Genomic DNA, 23,959 nt, shown 5'->3' with positions numbered 1-23,959 from the left:
CGATGACCGCTCCGCTCAGCCGACCGCGCACCCGCCCCAGAGTGGAGGCCAATCCGGACACAGGCAGTCTTCCCAGCATCAGCTACCGACAAAGCCCAAGGAAGGCTCCATGCGCTCCCAGGTGACGGTGGAGCCCCACCCCTTGCCAAACGGCGCCTGGACATGGCCGTAGCGCAGCGAGAGGTGTCGCTCCGCGGCCTCCTCACCGAGCCCTTCCACCGCAGCCACATAGAGGGCCGAGGCAAGCCCGCTGCGGTCGGCGCCCGATTCGCAATGGATCAGCAGGGGCTTGGGCGCGTCGCGCATGACCTGGATCAGCCGCCAAGCCTCTTCGTTGGTAATGCCCCGCTTCGCGGACATGCGGAAGTCGATGTGGCGCAAGCCCAGGCGACGCGCGGTGGCCACCTCGTCGCGGTACCAGGCCTCGGACGGGTTCGCCCCTCTCAGATTGATAACGGTGCGGATGCCATGATCCCGCGCATAGCGTTCGAGGTCCTGCGGCGACGGCTGCGCCGACCGGAAAGCCTCATCCTTGGCGACGGCGTGGAAATTGTCGTTAGCCATGGTGAAGCTGACAAAGGCCACGACGAACAGGCCGATGGCGGCCATCGTCCAGAGGGTCGCGGACCCAAGGCCGGCGACGATCTTGAGCAGCACGCGTGGGCCACGCGAAGACGGCAGGCTGAACTTCATTGCGGTCGCTCCCGGAGCGGAGTGGAAAGGCGCGCCAACAGGGCGGGACAAAAAATCAGGATCAGCGGCACACCGGCGATCAGACCGGTGATGATCGCGATCGCGAGGGGCTTTTGCATCGCCGACCCCTCGCCGAGGCCGAGCGCGAGGGGCGCCAAGGCCAAAATGGCGATCAGGGCGGACATGAGGATGGGCCGAAGTCTCGCCCGCCCAGCGGCTATCAACGTCTTGGCGTCCGCCCGTTGGTTCGGTGGCAGTTCCGCGAGGTAGAAGACGCCCAACTCGGCGACGATGCCGATGACCATCGTGAGGCCCATCATGGCGGAGATGTTGAGCTCAGTGCCCGTGGCCCACAGGCCCAGGAAGACACTGGACGCCGCCAGCAGAAGCGTGACGACGATGCTCGCCGCCGCTGCCCATCCCTGAAACAGATAGAGGAACAGCAACCCGACGAGCGCTAAGGCGCTGACGAAGACCACCGCCAGGTCACGGAACGACTTCTGTTGTTCGGCATAGAGGCCGCCGTACTCGACGCGGACGCCAGACGGCAGGCTCAACGAGGCCACCGTGCGCTGAACCTCGCGCATCGCCGAGCCCAAATCGCGTTGATCCAGCCGCGCGGTCACAGCCACCAACGGCTGTAGATTCTCGCGGGTGACCTGCGGCTGACCGGGCGCGATCGTCAGGGTCGCGACACGCGAGAGAGGCAGGGTGTGCCCGTCCGGCGCGCGCAGCGGCAGGGTCTCCAGAGCGCGCACACGATCGCGGAGATCGCCTGCCGTCCAGACCCGCACGCCGACCAGTTTTTCGCCCTCCTGAATCTGCCCGATGACGTTGCCGCCTACCAGAAGCTGGAGCTGTCGCGTCACCGCCTCGGGATCGAGGCCTTCCAGAGCCGCGGCCGGCCGATCCACGGCTATAACCACGGCGTCGCCGGCGACCCGCAGGCCACCGCTGACCTCGACCACGCCCCGGATCTTGCCGATGGCATCCACGACCATTGGCGATGCCGTTTTCAATGCCGCCATGTCCGCCCCCAGCAGCTTGACCTCGATCGGCTGGGGCACAGCGGTCAGATCGCCGATCAGGTCCTCCATCAGTTGCGCCGTCTCGACCGTGAGGCCGAGCACGGACGCCTCGATCTTGGATCGGACCTCTGCGGTGACGACTTCGAGCGGACGTCGGCCCTTGGCCTTCAGCCTCACGAAAAAGTCGCCCTCATTGGCTTCGGATAGGCTGCCGCCGAGCTGCAGCCCGGTCCGCCGCGAATAGCTTTCGACGTCCGGCGTGGCTTGGAGGATGGACTCGACTTGTCGTAACAGCCGGTCGGTTTCGCTCAGCGACGTGCCCGGCGCGGCATAGTAATCGAGGATGAAGCCGCCTTCGTCCATCTTGGGCATGAAGCCCGACCCGACCCGGGTATAGGCGAGCCCGCCGATCAACAGGACGACGAGGCCCACGATCAATGCAAGCCGACCCGGCCGTCCCAGAACGCGCGTCATCAGCGTCTCGTAACGACCACCGAATCGTTCGAGCAGCCCGCCTGCCCGCTCGGCCTGCTCCACGTCGCGTTCCCGCACCCATCGCTCGGCGAGCAACGGCGCGACGAACAGAGCGAAGATCAGGGAAACGGCGAGCGACGCCGACATCGTGACAGCAAGGGCCTTGAAGAACCCGCCCGTGACGCCGCTCAAGAAGGCGAGGGGCGCGAAGACTAGGATGGTGGCGAGCGTCGATCCGATGAGCGGGCGGGCCATCTCGGCCGCCGAAACCAGCACACCGTCCTCCCCGGCTTCCGCCCCTCTGCGCTTCTCCTGAAGCCGCCGCATCAGATGTTCCAGCATGACCACCGCGTCGTCCACGACCAGGCCGACGGCCGCGGCCATACCCCCCAGGGTCATCATGTTGAAACTCATGCCCAGAAGGCCGAGGGCGATGCAGGTCGTCGCCAACACGGCAGGCAGCATCAGGGCGACGATCACCATGAAGCGCAGGCTGCGAAGAAAGACGAACAGCACAACACCGGCCAGCAGAGCGCCCAACAGGATAGCGTCGCGCACGCTGCTCGCCGCTGCGGTCACCAGCTGCGACTGGTCGTAGAAGGTAACGATCTGAACATCGGCGGGGGTCTCCACCTTGAAGGCGGCGATGCGTCGCTGCACCTCTTTGACCAGACCGACGCTGTTGGCGTCTGGCGTCTGGCGAATGTTGACCAGCACCGCGTCCTGGCCCTGCGACGTGACCCGCGTCCACTGCGGGGTCTGTCGGACCACGACATCGGCGATATCGTCCAGTTCGACCACACCGCGCGCGCCGGTCTGGATCACGGTCCAGCGGATATCGTCGATGCCGGTCAGCTGGTTGTCGGTGAGCACCAGATACAGCCGATAACGGTCCTCCAAGCGACCCGCTGCGACCACGACGTTGTTGGACGACAGGACCCGTGCCAGGTCTTCGACAGAGAGACCCAGCGCCTGGAGTCGCGTGGGGTCCGCCAGCACCTGATATTCCTTCTCCTGACCGCCCTGCACGGTCACGCTGGCCACGCCGGGCGTCGAAGACAGCAGCGGGGCGAGCTGGAGCTGGGCGAAATCTCTCAGCGCCACGGGATCGCGGCTGGGCGACACCAGCGCAAGACCCAGGACCGGAAACACCGTCGGGTCCATTCGCCGGACTTCGAACCGCGTCCCCGGCGGCAGGTCCGGCATCACCGCATTCACGGCCGACTCGGCCTGAAGGGTCGCAGCGACCATGTCCGCGCCCCAGGCGAAGTTGACGGACAGCTCGGCCGAGCCCCGGCTGCTGGTAGATCGGACGGAGGCTACGCCGGGGACGGTGCGAAGCGCCCGCTCGACCGGCCGGGTCACCTGGCTGACCATCTGCTCCACCGGACGGTCGCCGGCGTCGACGGCCACCACCACCCGGGGGAAGTCGATCTTCGGGAACAGGCTCACGGGCAGTCTGAACGCCGCCGCCGACCCCGCCAGGGCCAGCAGGACGAAGGCGAGAAGAACGAACCGGACCTGGCCGGAGAGCCAGCGGGTCACGGGCGCGCCGCCGGGGTCGCGGCGGCGGCTTCTCTCACGGCCATGCCGTCCGAGAGGGATGGACCGCCCTCGATCACCACCTGCTCGTTGGCTTGAACGCCCGAGGTCAGTTCGACCCGATCGGTGAGTTCAAGTCCGACCTGGACGGGCCTGCGCACCGCCTTGCCCGCGCTGACGACAAACACATAGGGCGTCTCGCCATCATAGAGGACCGCGGCGCGCGGCACCGTCAGGACGCCGATGCGCGTGCCGACCACTACGTCCGCCCTGACGGCCTCGCCCGGAAGCAACACGCCCGCAGCCGGAAGCGGAACAAGCAGAGCCGCGAGGCGGGTGGCGGGATCGACACGCCGGTCGATTGAGGCCACCCGAGAGGGAGCTGTGCCGCCCTGATCATGCAACCCCATCAGCATGACGACGCTGCCCGACCTGAGCCTCTGGGCGTCTTCGACCTCAATGCCGATGCGGGCGTTCAGCCGCCCGGCAGCCCCGAGATTGGCCACCACGGATCCGGCAGGCACCAGACTACCCGGGCTGCTGGGCACGGCATCGACAATCCCTGCCACCGGTGCCGACAGGGTCACCTGCCCGCCGCGCGTCAGGCTCTGGAGGTTCGCGCTGGCCTGACGTGCCGTCTGGGCGGTGGCCGTCGCGGTCTGGACCTCCGCGTCACCGGCCAGGCCATCGGATCGCAGGCGACCCAGCCGCTCCGCCTCGCTCGCCGCCACCTGCGCCTCACGAGCCAGCCGCCCGAGGTCGAGGCGGGTCTGGGGACTGGCGGTCAGGGTCACGATCGGTTGCCCGGCCGAAACAGACTGTCCGACCCGAACGTGAACCTGGGCCACCTGGGCCTCGAAGGGAGCAGTCAGGGCGCGAAGACCGGCTGGATCGAACTCCACCTGACCATAGGCGGTGACGGTTTCGTCCAGGTCGGCTCTGACGACAGGAGCGGTGCGGACCTGAGCCACGGGATCGGCCGCCTTTTCGGCGGGCTTGGAACAGCCGGCCGGGATCGCCGCCAGGGCGAGGAGAAGGATCAGACGGCGCATGCGAACGTCTCCAGCGAAGTTCCGACGGCGGTCTGCAAAGCCCGTGTCTGTTCGGCCATCGCCTGATCGAGGGCGGACAAGGCGATCGACTTGTCGAGCAAGGACAGGCGGGCGGTCTCGGCGGTGATCCGCGCTATGTCGCCACGCGCCGCCGCGTTCTCGAAGGCGGCCACCGAGGCGCGGAGCGGACCCAGTTGATTGGCCAGGTCGGCCTGCTGCCGGCGGCCGATGTCGAGCGCGGACACCAGGGTCGCGATATCGGCCTGCGTCCTGAACAGCCGGGTCTCGTACTCCGAGCGCAGCTGCTCGCGCGTGGCGGTCTGGATCGCGATCTGGCCGCGGTTCCGGTTCCAGAGAGGCAGGTCGAACCCAACGGCGACGCCGTTGGTGCGGACGGCTCCGGTGTCCCGGGCCCCGTTCAAAGAGAGGTTCAACCGGGGATACTGCTGGAGAACCGCGACCTGCAGCGTCGCCTCCTGGCCCTCATATCCCGCGCGCAAGGCCTGAAGGTCGAGCCTCTGCGCCAGGGCCCTATCAACCAGCGTGTCCACGTGCAGTAAGCATGGCGACGGTGGCTGCAAGCGCGTCAGCTGGATCGAGGTCGCGGGGCTGAGGCCCAGCAGGGCATTCAACTCCAGACGGGCGGAGGCTAGATCGCGTTCGGCGACGCGCAGACGATCGGCCGCATCGGCCTCGGCGATCCTCCGGGGCTCGACGTCAGTGGCGGACAGGTCTCCCCTGGCCAGGGCGGCCAGCGAGCGATTCAGAATCGAGGCCGACAGGGCCTCCGCCTCGCGCGTCAGTTGGAGGTTATTCTCCAGACCCTGAATACGGGCGGCCAGCACAGCCGCCTGATTGCCCGTCTGCCACTCTAGCCAGGCGAGATCCAGTCGGGCTTGCCGCTCCACCGCTCGCGCGCTCCGCAGCCTCTGAGGGCGGAGATAAAAGGCCGATGTATCCAGACCGAGAGAGGCCGCCAGGGCGTCGACGAGCATCGGGGCGGACTGCGGTCGATCAAGACTGGCGCTGAACTGCGGATCGGGAAAGAGGCCGGCGTCAAAGGCCTGGGCCTCGGCCACGCCGACCCGGGCGCGCTGGCTCCTCAAGTCAAGGTTCAAAACGATGGCGATCGCCGCAAGGGCGTCCGGGCCAAGCGGTGCGGTCAGATCGATGGGCTGAGCCTCTGGGCGTGCCAACCGAAGGCGATCGGCGAGCGAAGCGCTCGTGGGATCGGCCGAAGGGGCCATCGGCAGAGGTGACGGCGCATAGGTCGCGCAACCGGCCAGCGACACCATGATCAATGGCCAAACAAGACTGACCCGCATCACCCCACCGTTCCCATCATGGTCTTGGTAGCACGACGCGCACGGCCAAACCGGGATGGTTTGGCCCGATCACCAGTTCGCCTTCGTGGAGCGCCGTTATCGCCGCTACCAGCGCCAGACCCAAGCCTTGACCGGGCGTGTTGCGGCTTGAATCGAGCCGGTAGAAGCGGCGTGTGATCCGCTCGACTTGGTCGGCCGGCACGCCCCGACCATCGTCGCGCACGGCGAGAACGCTCTTCGAGCCCTCGTCGTAGGCTCCGATCTGGATTCGCGCGCCGCTGCCCGCGTGCGCCAAGGCGTTGTCGACCAAGTTCGACAGCATTTGAACCAGCAGCTCGGGGTCGCCGATGACCTCGGCGTCGCTATCGACAAGCTGGGTCAGGATGTGACCGCTCTCCTCGCTGGCGGGCTGATAGGCCTCGAAGACACGATCGACCACATCACCCAGCTTCACGCGCCTGAACGAGGTCCGGCCAGCCCCGCCCTCGAGTTGGCCGATCCGCAGCAGGGCGGAAAAGGTCTCCAGAACCTGGTCCAGGTCGGCGATCGCGGCGCGAATGGCCGCGTCCGGAACCCGCCCGTCGACGGCTTCCGCCTGGGCCCGATCCAGACGCTGGCGTAGGCGGTTCAGCGGCGTCCGCAGATCATGGGCGATGTCGGTCGAGACATGGCGCAGGGCTTCCAGCGCCCGCTGCTGCCAATCCAGAAGAGCGTTCAGGTTGCGGCGGACTCGCTCCAGTTCGGTTCCCAATCCGACGGACGGCACGCGCTCATTGGGGTGGCCTTCCATGATGCGCGCGGCGGCCCGGTTTATCCGGCTCAGGCGTGCCGACAGCAGTCCTCCAGCCGCCGCTCCCGACAGAGCGGCGACGCCGGTCAGACCCAGTACGGCCCATAGACCGATATCCTGGAGCAGCTCCTCAAGCTCATGAACGGCATAGGTCGACTTACCGACCACAAGCGTGCCCTGAGGCAGGGCCGTGGTCAGGGTGCGAACGGGCACTTCTTCAGCCGGACCGCCGTCATCTTCGGCATACGGCAGCTGGATCTCGTCGAGCCCCTGACGCGGCATCAGGCCGTCGGGCAACTGGCCTGCGAGCCGCTGACCCTGGGGATCCGTCACACTGTAAACGAACAGGCCGCCGACCCGGCTCCGAGCCTCGACCTTGCGCACCAGGGTCGCCTGATCCGACCCGCCGTCCTCCGCCAGCAGCACACGGGTCTCTGTCTGGAGATCCGTCGTGATGGCCTCGGCCGCATAGCGCGCGACGATGATCGTCAGGACCGACCACAGAACCCCGCCGCCCAGTCCAAAGACAAGGGCGTAGACGAGTGCCAGGCGAACGGCGACCGATCCCAGCGCCCTAGTCATGGTCGTCCAGTCGGTAGCCGGTCCCCCGCGCGGTCTGAATGCGGTCGCGGGCGAACGGCCGATCGACCTTGGCGCGCAGACGACTCATGTGGGCATCGATGAGATTGGCGCGGGGCTCGAAGTCGAACCCCCAGACCTTCTGAAGCAGCATGTCGCGCGTCACGACCAGGCCCGAGTGTCGGACCAGAAACTCCAGCAGTCGAAACTCCTGAGGCGTCAAGTCGAGATCGACGCCGGCGCGCCGCGCTGTGCGCGAGCCGAGATCGATCTCAATATCCCCGGCCGTCAGGCGATCGCGCATGTCCAGGGTGCGCGGCCGTCGGCCCAAGGCGTTCACCCGGGCCAGCAGTTCACTAAAGACATAGGGCTTGACCAGATAGTCGTCGGCCCCCGCCTCGAGCCCCTCGACACGGTCCCCGACACCGCCGACGGCCGTCAGGAAAAGAGCCGGTGTGGTCACGCTCGCAGCCCTCGCCTTTTTGACGATGCTCAGGCCGTCGCCGCCCGGCAGCATGCGATCGACGATGAAGACGTCATAATGGCCTTCGAGAGCCATGTGCTCGCCGTCTTCGGCATGGTCGGCGATATCCACAAGATGGCCGGCCTCGCGCAGGCCGCGCGCTGCGAACTGCGCCGCTTCGGCGTCATCTTCGATCAGCAGAATTTTCATCTTCAAACCTCCCCGAGGTCCTCGCCCGGCGCCGGGCGAGGCTGACGAAGGATCAATCCTCGTCCTCGGACCCCTCGTCGGTCTCCGATTCGCCGGGTGCGGCCGACAGCGCGCCAGTCGTCATGTCAACCAGATAGGTCGACACTTGACCGTCACGGGCGAGTTCGACTTCCCACCGGCTGCCGCTCTCATCGTCGAATGCCGCCTCCAGCGCCTTGCCGCCGTTCTGCCGCTCGGCGATGGCCACAGCCTGGACCAAGGACACGCGCGCGCCCATCACGGCGGCGATCTCCTGGACGTCGTCGGCTTCCACGCGTTCCGGTGAGACCCCGTTGGCCAAGGCCACGCCGCCGATGGCCAGAGCCGACGCCAAGGTCGCCGCCGACAGGCCGATCACGATCGTCTTGCGTTTCATCGTCTTTCTCCACTGCGCCCCAATCGGGCACGGTGACACCTTAGATGACCAAACCTTCGCGCAGCCTCGCGGCGCAGTTAAACCTTCGAGAGGCACGGACACGACGAAGCTGCTGTCACTCCGCCACCCCCTACCTTCATCATGAACCATACTATAGAGGAGTATGGTATGGCGCACGTCGCAGGCAACAAGAAGAAGCTCATCACGCGCGTCCGCCGGATCAGCGGCCAGCTGGCGGCGATCGAGCGGTCGATCGAGTCCGAGGCGGGTTGCTCGCAAATTCTGCAACAGGTGGCGGCCGCGCGAGGGGCCATGAGCGGTCTGCTTGAAGAACTGATCGAGGACCACCTTCACCAGCATGTGGCTCGATCCGATCTGACGGATGAAGAGCGCGAGACCGGGGCCGCCGAAATGCTCGCCATCATCCGCCGCTATTCCCGATAGGTTCGACCATGACGACCGCTGACCCGCATCTCCACACCCACGACCACAATTTTCTGGGCTCCACCCACGACGATAATGCGCGTCGCACCTTGTGGGTGGTGGCACTGACCACAGTCATGATGGTCGGCGAGATCGTCGCAGGCACCGTCTTCGGCTCGATGGCGCTGCTGGCCGACGGCTTCCACATGGCCACCCACGCCGGAGCGCTCGCGGTCGCCGCGGGGGCATATGCCTTCGCGCGAAGATACGCGACCGATCCGCGATTCAGCTTCGGCACCGGCAAGGTCGGCGATTTAGCAGGCTTTGCCTCGGCCCTGGTGCTCGGCATCGTGGCCATCGGGATCGCGGTCGAGTCGGTCATGCGCCTGCTCAGGCCCGAAGCAGTTGATTTCGGCCCGGCCGCGACGGTGGCCGTGATCGGCCTAGCCGTGAACGTCGTCAGCGCGATCCTTTTGTCAGGCGGTCATCATCACGGGCCCGGACATGGTCACGGGCACGAGCATCATCACGACGATGATCACCATGTCGGGCATGGCCATGCGGCCCATAAGGACAACAATCTGCGTGCTGCCTATATGCACGTCCTGGCCGACGCCCTGACCTCGGTGCTGGCGATCTTGGCGCTGCTCGCCGGATTGTTCCTCGGTTGGTCGTGGCTTGACCCTGCCATGGGTATCGTCGGAGCTATCGTGATCGCCCGTTGGTCCTGGAGCCTGATGCGCGACACCGCCGCCGTCCTGCTCGATACGACCGACGCGCACCTCAGTGAGGAAGTCCGCGACTGCATCGAAGGGCCAGGCGACGCTCGTATCGTTGATCTGCACGTCTGGAGAGTCGGTCCTGAGGCTTATGCCGCCATCGTCAGCGTCTCGGGGAACGTCGTCGCCGACGTGGTCCGGGCTCGCTTGGTCCCTGTGCACGAGCTTGCGCACATCACTGTGGAATGCAGGACCTCGGCATAGCGGTACGTTCGCCAGGATCATCAAGATCGATTTCTGGTTGTCCGGCCACCGCGGCGTCGATGGAGGGAGAGAGTGAGGGCGGCGGCTGGCGCTCCGACGGGGAGCGGAAGCCAGGAGGCCGCCGTGACGCAGATTTCAGCCCATGCCCATCCGATCCGACCAGCACGATCGACTGCCGCTTCAGACGGGCCAGACCCCTCCAGTCTGGAACGGATGTCAGACCACGATCTGCTGTGTCTGCTGCTCGGTCGAAGCGTTTCCGCTCCTATCGCAGGACGGGTGGCCGCCGACCTGCTGGGGCAGTTTGGGGACCTGGGCGGCATCGCCGCCGCTGACGGTCCCGAGCTTGGACGCGTGGACGGCGTCGGGGCGGCAGCGATCATGGACCTCAAACTTCTCCGCCAGCTGAGTGTGCGTTTGGCACGCAGCGCCGTCTGCGCCCGGCCGGTGTTGAGCTCCTGGCACGCACTTCTCGACTATGCTCGGATCGCCCTGGCCCATCTGCCCCGGGAACAGTTCCGCGCCCTCTTCCTCGACCGGCGCAACATCCTGATGCGCGACGAGCTGGTCGCAGACGGGTCCGTCGACCACGCGCCCGTCTATCCCCGCGAGGTCATACGGCGGGCGCTGGAGCTTTCGGCGTCGGCGCTCATTCTGGTCCACAACCATCCCTCGGGCGACCCCTCGCCCTCTCAGGCCGACATTTCGGTGACGCGCCAGATCATCGAGGCGGCCAAGGTGTTCGGCCTTCAGGTGCATGATCACGTCATCGTCGGGCGGGAAGGCACGGCGAGCTTTCGTAGCCTTGGTCTGATCTGAGCGCGCCATGACCTTGCACGCCATCGTCACCGCCCTGGGCGGCGATCTTTATCAGGGTGGCCATCGCGCCAATGTGCCGGCCCCTGGTCACAGCGGCCATGACCGCTCCGTCTCACTGCTGCTTACGGACGGGCGGCTCGTTATTCACGGCTTCGGGGCCACCGATTGGCGCGCCATGCGCGACGATCTGCGCCGACGCGGCTTCATTGACGACGGCGGGCGGTTGACGGGCGGTGGCCATGCCGGTTCGACCTGGCCCAGGCCCGATCGTCTGGCCCGGCTTCAAGCCGCCGCCCACCTCTGGGAGAGCGCGGTGCCCATCGGCGTGACCAGCGCGGCGGCACGACACATCCGGTCTCGGTCAGTGACCGGCGGGATAGCGTCGTCGAACCTTCGCCACCATTCACGTGCGCCGGCGTCCGTGTATCGGCCAGGAAGTGCCCACCGCCCTGCCCTCATCGCCCGGATCAGCGACGGCGCTGACCGGCTGACCGGCGTCGAACTCAAGGTGATCGCAGCCCTTCGGGTTGAATAACGTCCACCGACATGGGGGCCTGCGCGTTCAGCCAGGCGGCTGCGATGCCCATGTCGCCCAGGGTGGCGGACAGGCCGATCCGCCTGGGCCGGCGCGCCGACATCAGCTCCAGGCGACGTAGCAGGCTGAACAGATGCAGCCCGCGCGGCCCCTGAAGGAAAGCATGCAGTTCGTCGACGACGATGGCGTCCAGGGACCCCAGAAGCCGGCGCGCATCCGTCGAGCGGCGCAGAAGAAGCGCCTCGATCGATTCCGGAGTGATCATCACCACGCCGTGAGGCGTCTTCAATATCTGTTGCTTGGGACCCTGGGGCGCATCGCCATGCCAGCGCACCAGGCTTACGCCCATGCGCTCACACAGAAGGTCCAGCCGCCGGTGCTGATCGTTGATCAGGGCCTTGAGCGGTGCGACGTAGAGGATCGAGACGCCCCTCTCCTCGCGGCCGGCGGCCTGGGTGAGGAGGGGCAGGAAGGCGGCTTCTGTCTTGCCGGCTGCGGTCGCCGCAGCGATTACGACGTCCCTGTCGCTTCCCAGGATTGTCCGGATCGCCTGGTCCTGCACGGGCCGCAGTTCGATCCAGCCTTCGTCGCGAATCCAGCGCCGAACCTCCGGATGCAGCCGATCAAAACTGGTCTCGGTCAAAGCCGCAGCGTCGCCAGCTCGTCGTCCCCGCCCACCTCGACCTCGATGTCTGCGGCGCCGTCGGTGTCGTTGGCGATATCGACGCCGCCGATCAGGTCCGCCCAGCCCTGTCCAGGGTTCTGCTCCAACACCGACAGAAACTGGACGAAGGCCTTGATGGTGTTGCGCGGCGTCCGGAAGTAGGCTTCCCCGATCCGCTTGTTGCAGTGGGTCATGAACAGCGGCAGGGCCTCGTCGGGCACGAGGTACTTTTCCGGGTCGCCCAAGGCGAAAACGGTCCTCAGATTGAACAGGAGGATCAGCAGATCTTCAGGGGTCAGGCTCTGGAGCCGAATGACCGGTCCCGACAGATCGATCAGCCCATTGGTCGCAAAGGCGTTCTCGACCAGCCGCGACTGCAGGGCCTGATAGCTGTACAGGCCGCGCCGGCTGTCCATCAGGAACTCCGGCGTGCCCCCGAAGACGAAGCCGATGCCGGAGGCGTTACCCTGCAGGACGTCGTTCACAATGCGCAAGATCTGCTCGAAGTTCTGGTTGCGCGCCTGGGCGCTCTGGAGCTTGTACAGGTTGACCATCTCGTCGAAGACGATGACGAGCCCGGCGTATCCGGCCAGCCGGACGAAGGCCGCGAGCAGTTTGAGGCTGTCGTAGACGTCGCCGTCGTCGATGATGTTGCGGACACCCAGAGCCTGCCGGGCCTCGGTCTTCGTGGTGTATTCGCCTCGCAGCCAACGCAGGGCGGCCGCCTTGCCGCCGGCGTCGGCGTCCTCGCTGGCGCGCCAGTAGGCTTTCAGCACCGCCGCGAAATCGTAGCCGCCGTTGTGATCCTGCAGCGGGGCGAGACGCTCATCGATTACCGCCTCGACGCCCGCTCCGCGCCCTTCGGCGTCACGCACACATTCGGTAACGAATTTCTCGACGATCGAGGCGAGAGCATTGCCGTCGGGCTTAGTCCGGGTCGCCATGTTGCGAACGGCCTCGGCATAGAGCCCCCTCGCCTGCCCGCCGGTCGCGTGGATCCGCCTGTCCGGTGCCAAGTCGGCATGGATGGTCACGCATCGCCGTTCGAGAGCGATCAGTCGGACGAGATTGAGGAAGAAGGTCTTGCCGGCACCGTACTCTCCGATGACGAACCGGACGGCCGAACCCCCGTCGGCGATCCGGTCCACGTCGCGCACGAGAGCATTGATCTCAGCCGATCGGCCGACTTGGATATGTGGGAGGCCCGACCTCGGAACGACGCCGGCTGCAAGGGCCTGGAGGATGATGTCGCGATCCCGCGGCTTGAGCGTCGGTGCGGAGGTCATGCAGCCAGATCCAGAGCGAGAAGCTGAAGTCGGAGGGGCTCAGGGCAGGTAAGGTCGTCATCACCCTCGAGGACGGGCTCGTCGAAGCGGTCGAAGGCCCAGTCGTTGATCGTCTCGATCGCGCCGTCCGGGAGAAGCTTCAAAGCCTTGGCGCGGGTGTCAAACGTCGCGCGGTCAAGCCCGCAAGCGTCGACAACGGCCCCCAGGAGTTCAGAATGAGCGACATCAAGCCCCTCAAAGCGCGCCGAAGTCGTCTCCGCGACCGCCGGCGGAGCGACGGGGGCCTCCTCCTCCGCGAAGATGCCAGCTAGGAGACTGGACACCTCCGCCGTTTCCAGGCGCAGCCGGGCCAGGCGGGCGGGATCGATTTGCACGGTGGTCGGAACGACAGGTTCCTGGGGGATGGCGACGCCGTCCTTGGCAGCGGGCGCGGCCTCGGCCACTGTGACCGGTTCGTCGCGCGATGCCGGGCCCCGGTGGAGGGTGGCGTAGACCTCGTCCTGGGGCAGGCCCAAAGCCCTATAGAGTTTCTCGAGAAAACGGATTTCGGCGGGCTGGACCCGACCGTCGGATAAAACTGACGCCACTGCGGCACGCGCCGCCTCAGTCCTTAGCGGCACCGGCAGTTTGGACAGTTTGGTGATCGCCGCGAGCTGGCGCGGGCGATCCTGAAGCAACCACATCGCATAGGCCGACAGGCGTGTACGCTCCTCAGGCCGGAGGTCCGTGGCGGCGCGAATCACGGCCTCGATCTGGTCGAGCTCGGCCGAGACCACTTCGCCATCCGAAATAGCCGCGATCGCTGAAATCTCCGCCATTGTACGGACCGATCGGTAGGCGGGCTGTTCGCAGTCGATCGGACCACCGCCCGCCGCCCGGTAAAGGACCACCTGGCTATCAGACGTCAGGCCGGCGTCTCCGTAACGGCGATCCGGTTCGAACGCGATCTGCAGGCGATCCAGGACGACGCCGAACTGGCGATGGATGCCGACCGGCACCTTGCCCTCGACCTGATCCATTCCGATAAGGTCGCAGAGCCGCGTGACCGCCATCGGGACGATAGTCTGGTCGCCGATGATGGCGTCGAACTCCGCCTTGAGGGCCCGTGCACTCAGCCCCCAATCGGTTTCGATCAGGTCGTCCGGAAGGCATAGCGCAGCCTCTAGTGTGCCTCGAGCCTCGGGCTTCCGACCCAGAAGCCGGCTGTAGGCCTCGAGATCGGTCTGGCACTCCGACAGAAGATCGCGAAGACCGCTTAGCGGCGCGGCGATGGCCGCAATGTCGGGCAGGTCGCCGAGATCAAGGGTCAGCTCGAACGCGCTGCTTGCGCTTCGATACTGACCAGTAAGCCTGCGTTTGGGCGCACGGACCTTGAGCCCTTCAGGATGCCGCCGGTCAAAGCGGAGGCGCCACAGCACCGCGAGTTCCTCGAAACATCGCGAGCCGGGCGTGCGAAGATAGGTGTCAGGCAGACAGAGCGCCCAGACCAGGCAGTCGTCTGCGTCGAACGGAAGCTGTTCCGCGAGGCGCGCGCCGAGATAACGCCTAGCCGGAAGCGGGATCTCGAACTCTCCATTGCCCATCCTCGGAGACAGGATCGGCCGTTCAACCACGCCGGATCTCACGAGCTCGGCTGCTTCGAGAAAACGGCGCGCATAGCCATCGAAGGAATAGTTATCGCCGTAGGCGACTCTGAGTCGGGCGACCTCCGCGATGATGCTCTCAGCCTCCTTGAACGCCTTGTCGATGAACAACCGGCGTTCCAGGCCGTAGAAGAACAGGAAGACATAGCCGACGCCGACGGGGTCGACCCGCCCGGCGGCCAACCAGTCGAGATAGGACCGGCGCGCGTTCGACGTCAGGTCTCTGTAGGACGGCCAGTACGGCAAGCTTGATCCGAGCGGATCGGTGCCCGACAGGCTGACCTGCAATGACGGGTCCACCAGACTGCGTTCGTTCAGCCATTCGGCGGACGCTCCGGCATGGCCTGCGTAGATCATTCCTCCCGGCACGCGCACGGGTCCGATCTGAAGGCCATCGCCCGCCGCGATCCAGCCCGGAGACAGCCGTGCGGGAGCCGCTGCCAGGGCCTGTGACCGTGCGGGCATCGGCGCGACCGTACGGGTTTCCACTGGGGGTGACGGGTCCGGCCGCCCCTCTCCCTTCCGGCTCGCGAAGGCTACGGCCTGATCAAGGGTCGAGAACCCGTAGGCCCCGGCGACGTAGCGGCCATCGTGATAGGTGACCCCATGATCGGCCATGCGCGTGGCATGCGGCGATGGGGCCAGGATCGAGGCGCGCGAAGCGGAAGCCGTTGCAACCGGTAGAGAGGCGAGTGAAGGTGTCGCCACCGCGGAGACGGAGGCCCCTCCTCTGGGCTCGGCCTCACCGTGGGCGGCCAGCCTTCGGGCGTAGTTGACTGCCTGGGCCAACTCCGAGAAGCCGTAGCCCTTCACGACGTAGCGCCCACCGGTCAGGGCGATGCCGTGGGCGTTCATCAACTCACCGCGCGGATCCGGCGCGACGTCCGGAGCCGTGGGTGCCGGCATCGGCGGGTCCGACGACGGAGAGGTCTTGGCGTCCAAACGTACGAGCGGCAGTTCAAGCCGGATATGCCGGGTTGGGAAGACTAGCTCATCGTCGTAGAGCGGTACCCGCGGCGGCGGGCTTGCCGCAGTGCGTTTTCGTTTCTGCGCCTGGGCGTTCAACGCCAGCCAAATGACCACGACGAGAACGCAGATTATGATCAGTGCCAACAGCCCGTTCCCCCGGATTAACGGACCCTACCGCACGTGCATCTCGCGAGCTAGGCACACGGGGAAGATGCGGCAGTGAGAGGCCAGGCAGACATTCCAAACCATTACTGCGGGGCGGGGCGGACATTGTCCCTTTTGGTCGGCAGGACGCAGGAACCATCCGTTGGACTCCGGCCGGTCGGCCGCCTTTGTACGTTCAGGGCACGACCGGGCGTTCGACAACTACCTTCATGGCGCTTCAGCCGGTTTCACCTAGATGCGTGAACGCTCGCCCCGCATTGTGACCAAATCTGTGACCAAATCAGATTTCGAGATAATCGAAGGGGTTAGGCTCGTGCCTAACCCCTTGATTTCCCTGGTCGGAGCGACAGGATTCGAACCTGCGACCCCTTGACCCCCAGTCAAGTGCGCTACCAGGCTGCGCCACGCTCCGAAGGCGCTCCCTATAGACGGGGCGACCGTTGACCGCAAACGCTAAAACGACTTTTCCACCGACCGCGAAAGCACGGCGTCCAGACGCGCCTTCGCCTGCTCCAGATCGGCCAGAACACCCTGCAGATCCGCATGTTCGGCGCGCCCGGCATGCGACATCGAGACGGGGCGCGCCGGGACTGGCGTCGCGATGGCGGCGAACGTCTCGCCATCCTCGATCAGGGCCGCCGCCTCTGCGCCGACCAGCTTCTTCAGCCCCTGCTCCTTGTGCAGGCGCTGAACCCCGCGAATCGTCAGGCCGTCGTCGTGCAGCAGCCGCCGCACGGCCTTCAGCACCGCTATGTCCTGCGGTCGATAGAACCGGCGCCCCCCGGCCCGTTTCACGGGAACCACGAAACTGAACTTGGTTTCCCAGAAGCGCAGCACATGCTGCGGCGCCCCGACTTCCTCGGCCGCCTCGGAGATCGTGCGGAAGGCGTCTGGGCTCTTGGCCAAGGGACTCAGGCCTCGACGACGGCGTCGTGAACCCGGCTCTTCATGATCTGAGAGGCGCGGAAGCTGATGACCCGGCGCGGATTGATCGCCGCCGGCTCGCCGGTCTTGGGATTGCGCCCCATGCGGGCGCGCTTCTCGCGAACCTGAAACACGCCGAAGCCCGACAGTTTGACCGTATCGCCCTGTTCCAGGGATTCAACGATCAGTTCCAGGGTGCGCTCGACAAGGGCCGAACACTCCTGCCGGGACAGACCGACCTCTTCATGCACGGCTTCGCAAAGGTCGGCGCGCGTTACGGTCTGTAGGCCTGACATCATATCCCCGTCTGGTAGCGGTAGGCTGGGCGTATAGGGACGCAAAGTCTCCGAAAAATCAATGCCTCTGCCGGACTTAGAGGCGCAGCGCGCAGGCGCCCCAGGTCAGGCCGCCCCCCATGGCCTCCAGCAGGACCATGTCGCCCTTCTTGATCCGTCCGTCCTGGATCGCCGCGTCCAGCGCCAGGGGGATCGAGGCGGCCGAGGTGTTGGCGTGCAGGGCCACGGTCGAGATCACCTTGGTTTCGTCCAGACCCAGCCGGTCGCCGACGCCCTTGATGATCCGCTGATTGGCCTGATGCGGCACGAACCAGTCGACGTCGGCGATCTCGATGCCGGCGGCGGCGCAGGCGGCGGTGATGCCTTCGGCGATATTGACCACGGCATGACGGAACACCTGATTCCCAGCCATCCGCAGGTGGCCCACGGTCCCGGTCGTGGCCGGACCGCCGTCGACGTAGAGCAGATCGGTCTTCGATCCGTCGGCGCGCAGGGCGAAGCCCAGCATCCCCTGATCGGCCGAGGTCCCCTGCCCTTCGCGCGGCTCCAGCACCACGGCCCCCGCGCCGTCGCCGAACAGGACGCAGGTGGTCCGGTCGGTCCAGTCCATCAGCCGCGTCATTTCCTCGGCGCCGATCACCAGGGCGCATTTGGACAGGCCGCGCGCCACGAAGCCGTCGGCCACGCTCAAGGCATAGACGAAGCCCGAACAGACGGCTTGGACGTCAAAGGCCACGCCCACCCCGGCGCCCAGCTTGTGCTGAACGATCGAGGCCACGGCCGGGAAGGTCATGTCGGGCGTGGTCGTGGCCACGATGATCAGATCGACGTCCGCCGCCGTCTTGCCGGCGTCGGCCAGGGCCTTCCTGGCGGCCTCGACAGCCAGATCGCTGGTCGGCTGGTCGTCGCGCGCCTTGTGGCGCTGCTTGATGCCGGTGCGCTCCTGAATCCACTCGTCGGAGGTGTCGACGAACTTGGCCAGGTCGGCGTTGGTGACGATCTGCTCCGGCAGATAGGAGCCGACGCCGGTCACGGCGCTGCGGGTGACGCTCACTGAAGGGGTTCTCCGGCGGGGGCGGCGGGCGGGCTGGAATGGTCGAACACGGCGTCCAGCTTGCCCAGATTGGCGCCCACCTTGGTCATATAGTCGCTGCGGGCCAGATCGACCGCGATGCGGATGGCGTTGCCGAATCCCTTGGCGTCGGCGCCCCCGTGGCTCTTCACCACGATCCCGTTCAGCCCCAGCAGCGGGCCGCCGTTGATGGTGCTGGGATCGATCTTCTCGCGCATCTTCTTCAGAGCCGGCATGGCGATGGCGGCGCCCAGCTTGGACTGCAGGTTCGAGGTCAGGGCCTCGCGCAGCAGGGCCGAGATATAGCGGGCCGTACCCTCCGCCGTCTTCAGGGCGATATTGCCGGTGAAGCCGTCGGTCACGACCACGTCCACCGTGCCCTTGGCGATGTCGTCGCCTTCGACGAAGCCGTGATAATTCAGGTCGAACGGCCCGTCGCGCAGGATGGCGTGCGCCTCCTTGACCTGTTCGTTGCCCTTCATGTCTTCCGAACCGACGTTCAGCAGGCCGATGGTCGGCCGGGCGATGCCGCGCACCGCCGACTGGAAGGCTTCGCCCATGATGGCGAACTCGACCAGTTGCTCGGCGTCGCTGCCGATATTGGCGCCCACGTCCAGCACCGCCGTATGGCCCTTGAAGCTCGGCCAGCTGGCGACGATGGCCGGCCGCTCCAGCCCCGGCGCGGACATGCGCAGAATCAGTTTGGAGATCGCCATCAGGGCGCCGGTGTTGCCGGCCGACACGACGCCGCCGGCCTCGCCCGTCTTCACCGCCTCGACGGCGTTCCACAGGCTGGAGCCCTTGCCCCGGCGCATGGCCTGGGCGGGCTTCTCGTCCATGGCCACGACCTTTTCGGTGTGGCGAATCTCGGCGACAGCGTCCGACAGGTCGGCGCGCGCCAACTCAGGCCGAATCTGGGTCTCGTCACCGTGCAGCAGGAAGCGAACCCCCTCCCCGCCATGGGTGTGGATATAGCTGCGGACGCCGGGAATAACGACGGATGGGCCGTGATCGCCGCCCATGGCGTCAAGCGAGATCGTAACTGGGGCTGGCAAATGGACCTCGAATAGCCGCGTCGTCTTGTCGCGCGACGCTTGATATAGGGCGCTGGACGATAGCGCCCAAGCCGGGGGATGCAACCACCCGGCCCTAACGTCAACCTCAGCCTTGGCCGTCCTGCGGCTTCAGCGCCTTCAGGGCGGCGAAGGGAGAGATTTCGGCCGGTTCTTCCGGTTGCACGAACTCCGCGCCTGGCTTGCGCGGGAACGGATCCAACGACAGGGCCAGTTGCTCGACGGCGTACTGGCCCAGGTCGATCTTGCCGTCCTCGATCAGATCGGCGTCCTCCTCGTCCAGCGTGACCTCGATCTCGTCGGTCTCCGTGGGCGCACGTTCGGCCAGCTGGATAGAGAATCGGCGATCCACATCGACTGGCAGCGGCTCCAGCGTCAGGCCGCAGGTCTGGACCGCATGGGCGCTGACCCGGCCCTTCAGCGTCCATTCGCTGGTCGACGGGGTCGGCTTCACTTCCACGTCGATCGTGAAATCTTCCAGACCTTGCAGGTCCAGGGCGCGAGCGATTCGCTTGCGCGTGTCTGCGTCCGGCTCCAGCCGCCGGCTCAGTCCGGCGCCGATCTGGTTGATCCGCACCGTCTCGCTGTAGGGAAGGCTCACGCTCATCGTCTCAAACATCCGTCCAGGCCGGCTTCGCCAGCACATCATTGAATTCCTGCGCGGCCAGGCCGGCCCGCGCCGCCAGGGCGTAGCGCGCCAGATCATTCGCCCGTTCCGCCCCGGTCTCTGCATAGACATTGCGCGCCAGGGCCTCGGCCAGCGCCGTCGCGTCGTCGTCGCGCAGCGGCGTCTCATAGGCGTTCATCCGCCCGTACAGGGCCTCGCCCAGCTTGCGCATCTTCTTGCCGACCGAGACGTCGCCGACGCCTTCTTCGCGCAGCGCATGGTCCAGGGCCGAGACATAGGCGTCAAAGAGGGCCTGGGCCGCGTCCCGCCCGGCCTCGGTGTTCTCGTCGCGCAGCCTCAGCACCAGCAGCAGCACGTGCAGCGTATAAAGCTCGAAGCGGGCGTCGATCCGGTCGGCCACGCCCAGACGCGTGTAAAAGCCGAGATGGCGCGCCTGTTCCACCGCCAGGGCGTACAGGGCGTCGCCGATGCGGACGCCGGGCCGGGGTTTGAACAGGTATTTCAGCATGGTTTTATACGGCCCCTTTTCCGCCGCGCCGTTGAACTAGGACGCAGGTCCGTCTAGGTCAAAGACCTTGTTCTCTCGCAGGCGCCCGATCATGTCTCGTTTCGTCCCGCTTTTCGTCGCCGTTTCCCTGGCTGGCCTGTCCGCCGCCTGCGCGCCCATGATCGGCTCCAACGGCTTCCAGGCCATCGACGCCAAGCCCCAGGACATCGTCGCGGGGACCGACACCAAGGAAACCGTCCTGGCCCGCCTCGGTTCGCCGTCGACCACCTCGACCTTCGAACCGGATCAGGTCTGGTACTACATCAGCCAGACGACCGAGAAATACACCTACAACCGCCCGGTCGTCGCCAGCCGCACCATCACCGAAGTCACCTTCGAGCCGAACGGCGACAAGGTCGCCGCCGTCCGCACCCTGGGCCTGGCCGACGGCGAGCAGATCGCGATGAACCGGACCGAGACGCCGACCCGCGGCCGCGCCCTGACCGTGCTCGAACAGTTGCTGGGCAACGTCGGTCGCGGCCAGTTGCCGCGCACCGAGGACGACACCCCCGGCCAACGCCGCCCAGACTAAGCGCCGCCCGGACTAGGGTCCGACGCATCGCCGAAGAAAAAACGCCCCGGAGATCACTCTCCGGGGCGTCTTCGTACAAGCTTAGCCGATATTTCCGCTCGCCAGCACCGCCAGCAGCAGCAGGGCGACGATATTGGTGATCTTGATCATCGGATTCACCGCCGGGCCGCTGGTGTCCTTGTAGGGATCCCCCACCGTATCGCCGGTCACGGCCGCCTTGTGGGCTTCGGAGCCCTTGCCGTGGACCACGCCGTTCTTGTCGGTGAAGCCTTCCTCGATCACCTTCTTGGCGTTGTCCCAGGCGCCGCCGCCCGAGGTCATCGAGATGGCGACGAACAGGCCGGTGACGATCACCCCCATCAGCATGGCGCCCAGCGAGGCGAAGGCGTTGGCCTTGTCCGAAATCGCCAGCACCGCGACGAACAGGACGATGGGCGACAGCACCGGCAATAGGGACGGCACGATCATCTCGCGAATCGCCGCCTTGGTCAGGATGTCCACCGCCCGTCCGTACTCCGGCTTGACCTGATAGGTCATGATGCCGGGGTTCTCGCGGAACTGCCGCCGCACCTCGGCCACCACGGCCTCGGCCGCGCGCCCGACCGCCATCATCGACATGCCACCGAACAGGAAGGGCAGCAGCCCCCCGAACAGCAGGCCCACGACCACATAGGGGTTGGTCAGGTCGAAGGCGATCGGCCCCATGTCGGCGAAGAAGGGATAGTCCGCCGGATTGGCCGAGAAATACTGCAGGTCCGACGTATAGGCCGCAAACAGCACCAGGGCGCCCAGGCCGGCCGAACCGATGGCGTAGCCCTTGGTCACGGCCTTGGTGGTGTTGCCCACCGCATCGAGCGCATCGGTCGACCGCCGCACCTCGCTGGGCAGGCCCGCCATCTCGGCGATCCCCCCGGCGTTGTCCGTCACCGGCCCGAATGCGTCCAGCGCCACGATCATCCCCGCCACGCCCAGCATGGTTGTGGTGGCGATGGCGATGCCGAACAGGCCCGCCAGCTGGAAGCTGGCCACGATGCCGACGATGATGGTCAGGGCCGGAAGCGCCGTGGCCTCCAGCGACACCGCCAGACCCTGGATCACATTGGTCCCGTGACCCGAGACCGAGGCGTTGGCCACCGACTGCACCGGCCGGAATTTCGACCCCGTGTAGTATTCCGTCACCACCACGATGGCCGCCGTCACCGCCAGCCCGACCATGCCGGACCAGAACAGGGCCATCGGCTGGATCGTCAGGCCGCTTCCGGTCACGATCGGCCCCGTCACCATCTGGTTGATCACCCACCAGACCGCGCCGATGGACAGGACGCCGGTCACGATCAGCCCCTGATACAGCGCCCCCATGATGTTCTGGCTCTTGCCCAGCCGCACGAAGAAGCTGCCGATGATCGAGGTGACGATACAGACTGCGCAGATCGCCAGCGGCAGCACCATCAGGGCGCCCACATAGGGCTGATCGCGGAAGAAGATGGCCGCCAGCACCATGGTCGCCACCGTCGTCACCGCATAGGTCTCGAACAGGTCGGCCGCCATGCCGGCGCAGTCGCCGACATTGTCGCCCACATTGTCGGCGATGGTCGCGGCGTTTCGGGGATCGTCCTCGGGGATGCCGGCCTCGACCTTGCCCACCATGTCGCCGCCCACGTCGGCGCCCTTGGTGAAGATGCCGCCGCCCAGACGCGCGAAGATCGAGATCAGCGAGGCGCCGAAGCCCAGGGCCACCAGGCCGTCGATCACCTCGCGGCTGGTCGAGCCCAGACCCAGGTGATGGGTCAGCACGATAAAGTAGCCGGATACCCCGATCAGGGCGCCGCCCGCCACGAACATGCCGGTGATGGCGCCCGAGCGGAAGGCCAGGTTCAGCCCCTTGGACAGGCTCTCGGACGCCGCCTGCGCCGTGCGCACATTGGCCCGCACCGAAATCAGCATGCCGGCGTAACCGGCGGCGCCCGACAGGACGGCCCCGATCACGAAGCCGACCGCCGCATAGACGCCGATCAGCAGATAGGCGGCGATCAGGATCACGACCCCGACCATGCCGATCGTCAGATATTGCCGCTTCAGATAGGCCGAGGCGCCTTCCTGAATGGCGGCCGCGATCTCTCGCATCTTGTCATTGCCGGTGCTCGCCCTCATCAGCACGGCGGTCTGGGCGGCGCCGTACAGCACCGCCAGAACGCCTGCCGCGAAGACCAGCGTAAGTGAGTTCGTCATTGACGTTTCCATGCCCTTGCAACAAGCGCACGGATCCTTGCGACGGCGGGCGTTATCGCCTCTGTCCGACGTCCGGTCCCCCCGAGCGCGGCGGACGCGTCAGTGCGTCCCTTGGGATTTGCAGAGGGAGCGTGTCATGGGCGTCAAGTTGACGCAACCATGGTTGCGGACCTTCAGACGCCCGGCGTCATGCCCGCGCGCAGGCGCGGGTTCTGGGCGATGATCTCGGCCCGTGCGACGGAGCCCCGTCCAGAGATCGCGTTCGCAGCCGCGACCAGGGCCGCAGACATCCGGTTTTCGTCCAGCCGCGTCCAGTCGCCCGCAACAGTGAAGGGGGTGCGGTGGGCCGCCTTGACCAGGGCGTCGCGGAAGAACGCCTCCTTGGGCCGCATCTGCTCGACCGTCTTGCCCCCGCCGATATGCAGCTTCAGCGAGACGAAGACGTAGTTTCTAAGGCGACCGTCGGCGATCACCGGCAGGCCGACGCCGGGGATGCTCAAGGCCGGGGCCTCGGCGGGGGTCTTGCTGGATGAGGCCCGGGCCGACGTAGCGGCGACGCCGGCCAGGGCGACTGTTCCAGACGTGATCAAGGTTCTGCGA

General features: G+C 66.5%; 23 protein-coding genes and 1 tRNA gene. 5 read left to right on the top strand and 19 right to left on the bottom strand.

The window, feature by feature from the left end:
• Positions 1 to 78 precede the first annotated feature (78 nt).
• From AC1RSI_RS03870 to AC1RSI_RS03840, 7 genes are all read right to left on the bottom strand, one after another.
• On the bottom strand, positions 79 to 693 hold the full coding sequence (locus AC1RSI_RS03870) for a dual specificity protein phosphatase family protein (protein ID WP_227975954.1): 615 nt from the start codon (positions 691 to 693) through the stop codon (positions 79 to 81).
• Entirely contained in the window at positions 690 to 3,740 is a 3,051-nt protein-coding gene (locus AC1RSI_RS03865) for an efflux RND transporter permease subunit (protein ID WP_447941514.1), read from the bottom strand. The genes AC1RSI_RS03870 and AC1RSI_RS03865 overlap by 4 nt, the downstream gene beginning before the upstream one ends.
• Positions 3,737 to 4,789 carry an efflux RND transporter periplasmic adaptor subunit gene (locus tag AC1RSI_RS03860; RefSeq protein WP_152950489.1) on the bottom strand — a complete coding sequence of 351 codons (1,053 nt, stop codon included), beginning with the start codon at positions 4,787 to 4,789 and terminating at the stop codon, positions 3,737 to 3,739. Before AC1RSI_RS03860 ends, AC1RSI_RS03865 begins: the two co-directional genes overlap by 4 nt.
• Positions 4,777 to 5,895, bottom strand: coding sequence for a TolC family protein (locus AC1RSI_RS03855; protein ID WP_492322658.1), 1,119 nt, complete (start codon positions 5,893 to 5,895; stop codon positions 4,777 to 4,779). The genes AC1RSI_RS03860 and AC1RSI_RS03855 overlap by 13 nt, the downstream gene beginning before the upstream one ends.
• Positions 5,896 to 6,130: 235 nt before the next feature.
• A complete protein-coding gene (locus AC1RSI_RS03850; protein WP_152950491.1) occupies positions 6,131 to 7,486 on the bottom strand; it encodes a sensor histidine kinase in 1,356 nt (451 codons plus the stop codon).
• Entirely contained in the window at positions 7,479 to 8,156 is a 678-nt protein-coding gene (locus AC1RSI_RS03845) for a response regulator transcription factor (RefSeq protein WP_152950492.1), read from the bottom strand. The genes AC1RSI_RS03850 and AC1RSI_RS03845 overlap by 8 nt, the downstream gene beginning before the upstream one ends.
• Positions 8,157 to 8,208: 52 nt before the next feature.
• Positions 8,209 to 8,571, bottom strand: a complete 363-nt coding sequence (locus tag AC1RSI_RS03840) for a PepSY domain-containing protein (RefSeq protein ID WP_194166967.1) — start codon at positions 8,569 to 8,571, stop codon at positions 8,209 to 8,211.
• A gap of 168 nt (positions 8,572 to 8,739) precedes the next feature.
• Here AC1RSI_RS03840 and AC1RSI_RS03835 point away from each other — a divergent pair, with 168 nt between their 5' ends.
• From AC1RSI_RS03835 to AC1RSI_RS03820, 4 genes are all read left to right on the top strand, one after another.
• Positions 8,740 to 9,015: a metal/formaldehyde-sensitive transcriptional repressor gene (locus AC1RSI_RS03835; RefSeq protein WP_152950494.1), complete on the top strand. Its 276-nt coding sequence runs from the start codon at positions 8,740 to 8,742 to the stop codon at positions 9,013 to 9,015.
• Positions 9,016 to 9,023: 8 nt separating this feature from the next.
• Positions 9,024 to 9,977: a CDF family Co(II)/Ni(II) efflux transporter DmeF gene (dmeF, locus tag AC1RSI_RS03830; RefSeq protein ID WP_291754909.1), complete on the top strand. Its 954-nt coding sequence runs from the start codon at positions 9,024 to 9,026 to the stop codon at positions 9,975 to 9,977.
• Between the two features lie 213 nt (positions 9,978 to 10,190).
• Entirely contained in the window at positions 10,191 to 10,796 is a 606-nt protein-coding gene (radC, locus tag AC1RSI_RS03825) for a RadC family protein (RefSeq protein WP_152950496.1), read from the top strand.
• 7 nt (positions 10,797 to 10,803) lie between these two features.
• Positions 10,804 to 11,331, top strand: coding sequence for a DUF7146 domain-containing protein (locus AC1RSI_RS03820; protein WP_447941515.1), 528 nt, complete (start codon positions 10,804 to 10,806; stop codon positions 11,329 to 11,331).
• On the opposite strand, the gene AC1RSI_RS03815 is transcribed toward AC1RSI_RS03820, so the two are convergent.
• The 10 genes from AC1RSI_RS03815 to AC1RSI_RS03770 all read right to left on the bottom strand — a co-directional run bounded on the left by AC1RSI_RS03815 (position 11,300) and on the right by AC1RSI_RS03770 (position 20,559).
• Positions 11,300 to 11,974: a DEAD/DEAH box helicase gene (locus tag AC1RSI_RS03815; protein ID WP_447941516.1), complete on the bottom strand. Its 675-nt coding sequence runs from the start codon at positions 11,972 to 11,974 to the stop codon at positions 11,300 to 11,302. The genes AC1RSI_RS03820 and AC1RSI_RS03815 overlap by 32 nt on opposite strands.
• Entirely contained in the window at positions 11,971 to 13,281 is a 1,311-nt protein-coding gene (locus tag AC1RSI_RS03810) for an ATP-binding protein (RefSeq protein ID WP_152950512.1), read from the bottom strand. Before AC1RSI_RS03810 ends, AC1RSI_RS03815 begins: the two co-directional genes overlap by 4 nt.
• Positions 13,278 to 16,037 carry a tellurite resistance TerB family protein gene (locus AC1RSI_RS03805; protein ID WP_152950513.1) on the bottom strand — a complete coding sequence of 920 codons (2,760 nt, stop codon included), beginning with the start codon at positions 16,035 to 16,037 and terminating at the stop codon, positions 13,278 to 13,280. Before AC1RSI_RS03805 ends, AC1RSI_RS03810 begins: the two co-directional genes overlap by 4 nt.
• A 356-nt stretch (positions 16,038 to 16,393) precedes the next feature.
• Positions 16,394 to 16,470 (bottom strand) — tRNA-Pro (locus tag AC1RSI_RS03800).
• 41 nt (positions 16,471 to 16,511) lie between these two features.
• Entirely contained in the window at positions 16,512 to 16,964 is a 453-nt protein-coding gene (locus AC1RSI_RS03795; RefSeq protein WP_035306827.1) for a MerR family transcriptional regulator, read from the bottom strand.
• Positions 16,965 to 16,969: 5 nt separating this feature from the next.
• A complete protein-coding gene (locus tag AC1RSI_RS03790; RefSeq protein WP_035306862.1) occupies positions 16,970 to 17,278 on the bottom strand; it encodes an integration host factor subunit alpha in 309 nt (102 codons plus the stop codon).
• Positions 17,279 to 17,354: 76 nt separating this feature from the next.
• Positions 17,355 to 18,332, bottom strand: a complete 978-nt coding sequence (locus tag AC1RSI_RS03785) for a beta-ketoacyl-ACP synthase III (protein ID WP_154726839.1) — start codon at positions 18,330 to 18,332, stop codon at positions 17,355 to 17,357.
• Positions 18,329 to 19,405, bottom strand: coding sequence for a phosphate acyltransferase PlsX (gene plsX, locus AC1RSI_RS03780; protein WP_154725496.1), 1,077 nt, complete (start codon positions 19,403 to 19,405; stop codon positions 18,329 to 18,331). Before plsX ends, AC1RSI_RS03785 begins: the two co-directional genes overlap by 4 nt.
• A gap of 106 nt (positions 19,406 to 19,511) precedes the next feature.
• Positions 19,512 to 20,030 (bottom strand): YceD family protein, encoded by a 519-nt coding sequence (locus tag AC1RSI_RS03775; protein ID WP_035310147.1) that lies wholly within the window; start codon positions 20,028 to 20,030, stop codon positions 19,512 to 19,514.
• Between the two features lie 4 nt (positions 20,031 to 20,034).
• Complete coding sequence (locus AC1RSI_RS03770) at positions 20,035 to 20,559, bottom strand: ubiquinol-cytochrome C chaperone family protein (RefSeq protein WP_008259732.1); 525 nt, start codon at positions 20,557 to 20,559, stop codon at positions 20,035 to 20,037.
• Between the two features lie 91 nt (positions 20,560 to 20,650).
• On the opposite strand from AC1RSI_RS03770, the gene AC1RSI_RS03765 reads away from it, so the two are divergent.
• Positions 20,651 to 21,130, top strand: a complete 480-nt coding sequence (locus tag AC1RSI_RS03765) for an outer membrane protein assembly factor BamE (protein WP_008262615.1) — start codon at positions 20,651 to 20,653, stop codon at positions 21,128 to 21,130.
• An 81-nt stretch (positions 21,131 to 21,211) separates the two neighbouring features.
• Here the strand turns inward: AC1RSI_RS03765 and AC1RSI_RS03760 are convergent, their stop codons facing one another.
• Both AC1RSI_RS03760 and AC1RSI_RS03755 read right to left on the bottom strand, forming a co-directional pair.
• Entirely contained in the window at positions 21,212 to 23,359 is a 2,148-nt protein-coding gene (locus AC1RSI_RS03760) for a sodium-translocating pyrophosphatase (RefSeq protein ID WP_154725497.1), read from the bottom strand.
• Between the two features lie 173 nt (positions 23,360 to 23,532).
• Positions 23,533 to 23,949, bottom strand: coding sequence for a hypothetical protein (locus AC1RSI_RS03755; protein WP_230307520.1), 417 nt, complete (start codon positions 23,947 to 23,949; stop codon positions 23,533 to 23,535).
• Positions 23,950 to 23,959: the final 10 nt, after the last annotated feature.

Source organism: Brevundimonas sp. GW821-FHT10E09 (genome assembly GCF_058809375.1).
Note: the sequence above shows the minus strand (reverse complement) of the source record. Positions and strands in the feature narration are given on the sequence as shown.

What these genes read in the sequence shown, in the direction of transcription:
- AC1RSI_RS03870 (WP_227975954.1), bottom strand. Translation starts at nt 693, where the DNA reads ATGAAGTTCAGCCTGCCGTCTTCGCGTGGCCCACGCGTGCTGCTCAAG.
- AC1RSI_RS03860 (WP_152950489.1), bottom strand. Translation starts at nt 4,789, where the DNA reads ATGCGCCGTCTGATCCTTCTCCTCGCCCTGGCGGCGATCCCGGCCGGC.
- AC1RSI_RS03850 (WP_152950491.1), bottom strand. Translation starts at nt 7,486, where the DNA reads ATGACTAGGGCGCTGGGATCGGTCGCCGTTCGCCTGGCACTCGTCTAC.
- AC1RSI_RS03845 (WP_152950492.1), bottom strand. Translation starts at nt 8,156, where the DNA reads ATGAAAATTCTGCTGATCGAAGATGACGCCGAAGCGGCGCAGTTCGCA.
- AC1RSI_RS03840 (WP_194166967.1), bottom strand. Translation starts at nt 8,571, where the DNA reads ATGAAACGCAAGACGATCGTGATCGGCCTGTCGGCGGCGACCTTGGCG.
- AC1RSI_RS03835 (WP_152950494.1), top strand. Translation starts at nt 8,740, where the DNA reads ATGGCGCACGTCGCAGGCAACAAGAAGAAGCTCATCACGCGCGTCCGC.
- dmeF (WP_291754909.1), top strand. Translation starts at nt 9,024, where the DNA reads ATGACGACCGCTGACCCGCATCTCCACACCCACGACCACAATTTTCTG.
- radC (WP_152950496.1), top strand. Translation starts at nt 10,191, where the DNA reads ATGTCAGACCACGATCTGCTGTGTCTGCTGCTCGGTCGAAGCGTTTCC.
- AC1RSI_RS03820 (WP_447941515.1), top strand. Translation starts at nt 10,804, where the DNA reads ATGACCTTGCACGCCATCGTCACCGCCCTGGGCGGCGATCTTTATCAG.
- AC1RSI_RS03810 (WP_152950512.1), bottom strand. Translation starts at nt 13,281, where the DNA reads ATGACCTCCGCACCGACGCTCAAGCCGCGGGATCGCGACATCATCCTC.
- AC1RSI_RS03790 (WP_035306862.1), bottom strand. Translation starts at nt 17,278, where the DNA reads ATGTCAGGCCTACAGACCGTAACGCGCGCCGACCTTTGCGAAGCCGTG.
- AC1RSI_RS03775 (WP_035310147.1), bottom strand. Translation starts at nt 20,030, where the DNA reads ATGAGCGTGAGCCTTCCCTACAGCGAGACGGTGCGGATCAACCAGATC.
- AC1RSI_RS03770 (WP_008259732.1), bottom strand. Translation starts at nt 20,559, where the DNA reads ATGCTGAAATACCTGTTCAAACCCCGGCCCGGCGTCCGCATCGGCGAC.
- AC1RSI_RS03765 (WP_008262615.1), top strand. Translation starts at nt 20,651, where the DNA reads ATGTCTCGTTTCGTCCCGCTTTTCGTCGCCGTTTCCCTGGCTGGCCTG.
- AC1RSI_RS03760 (WP_154725497.1), bottom strand. Translation starts at nt 23,359, where the DNA reads ATGACGAACTCACTTACGCTGGTCTTCGCGGCAGGCGTTCTGGCGGTG.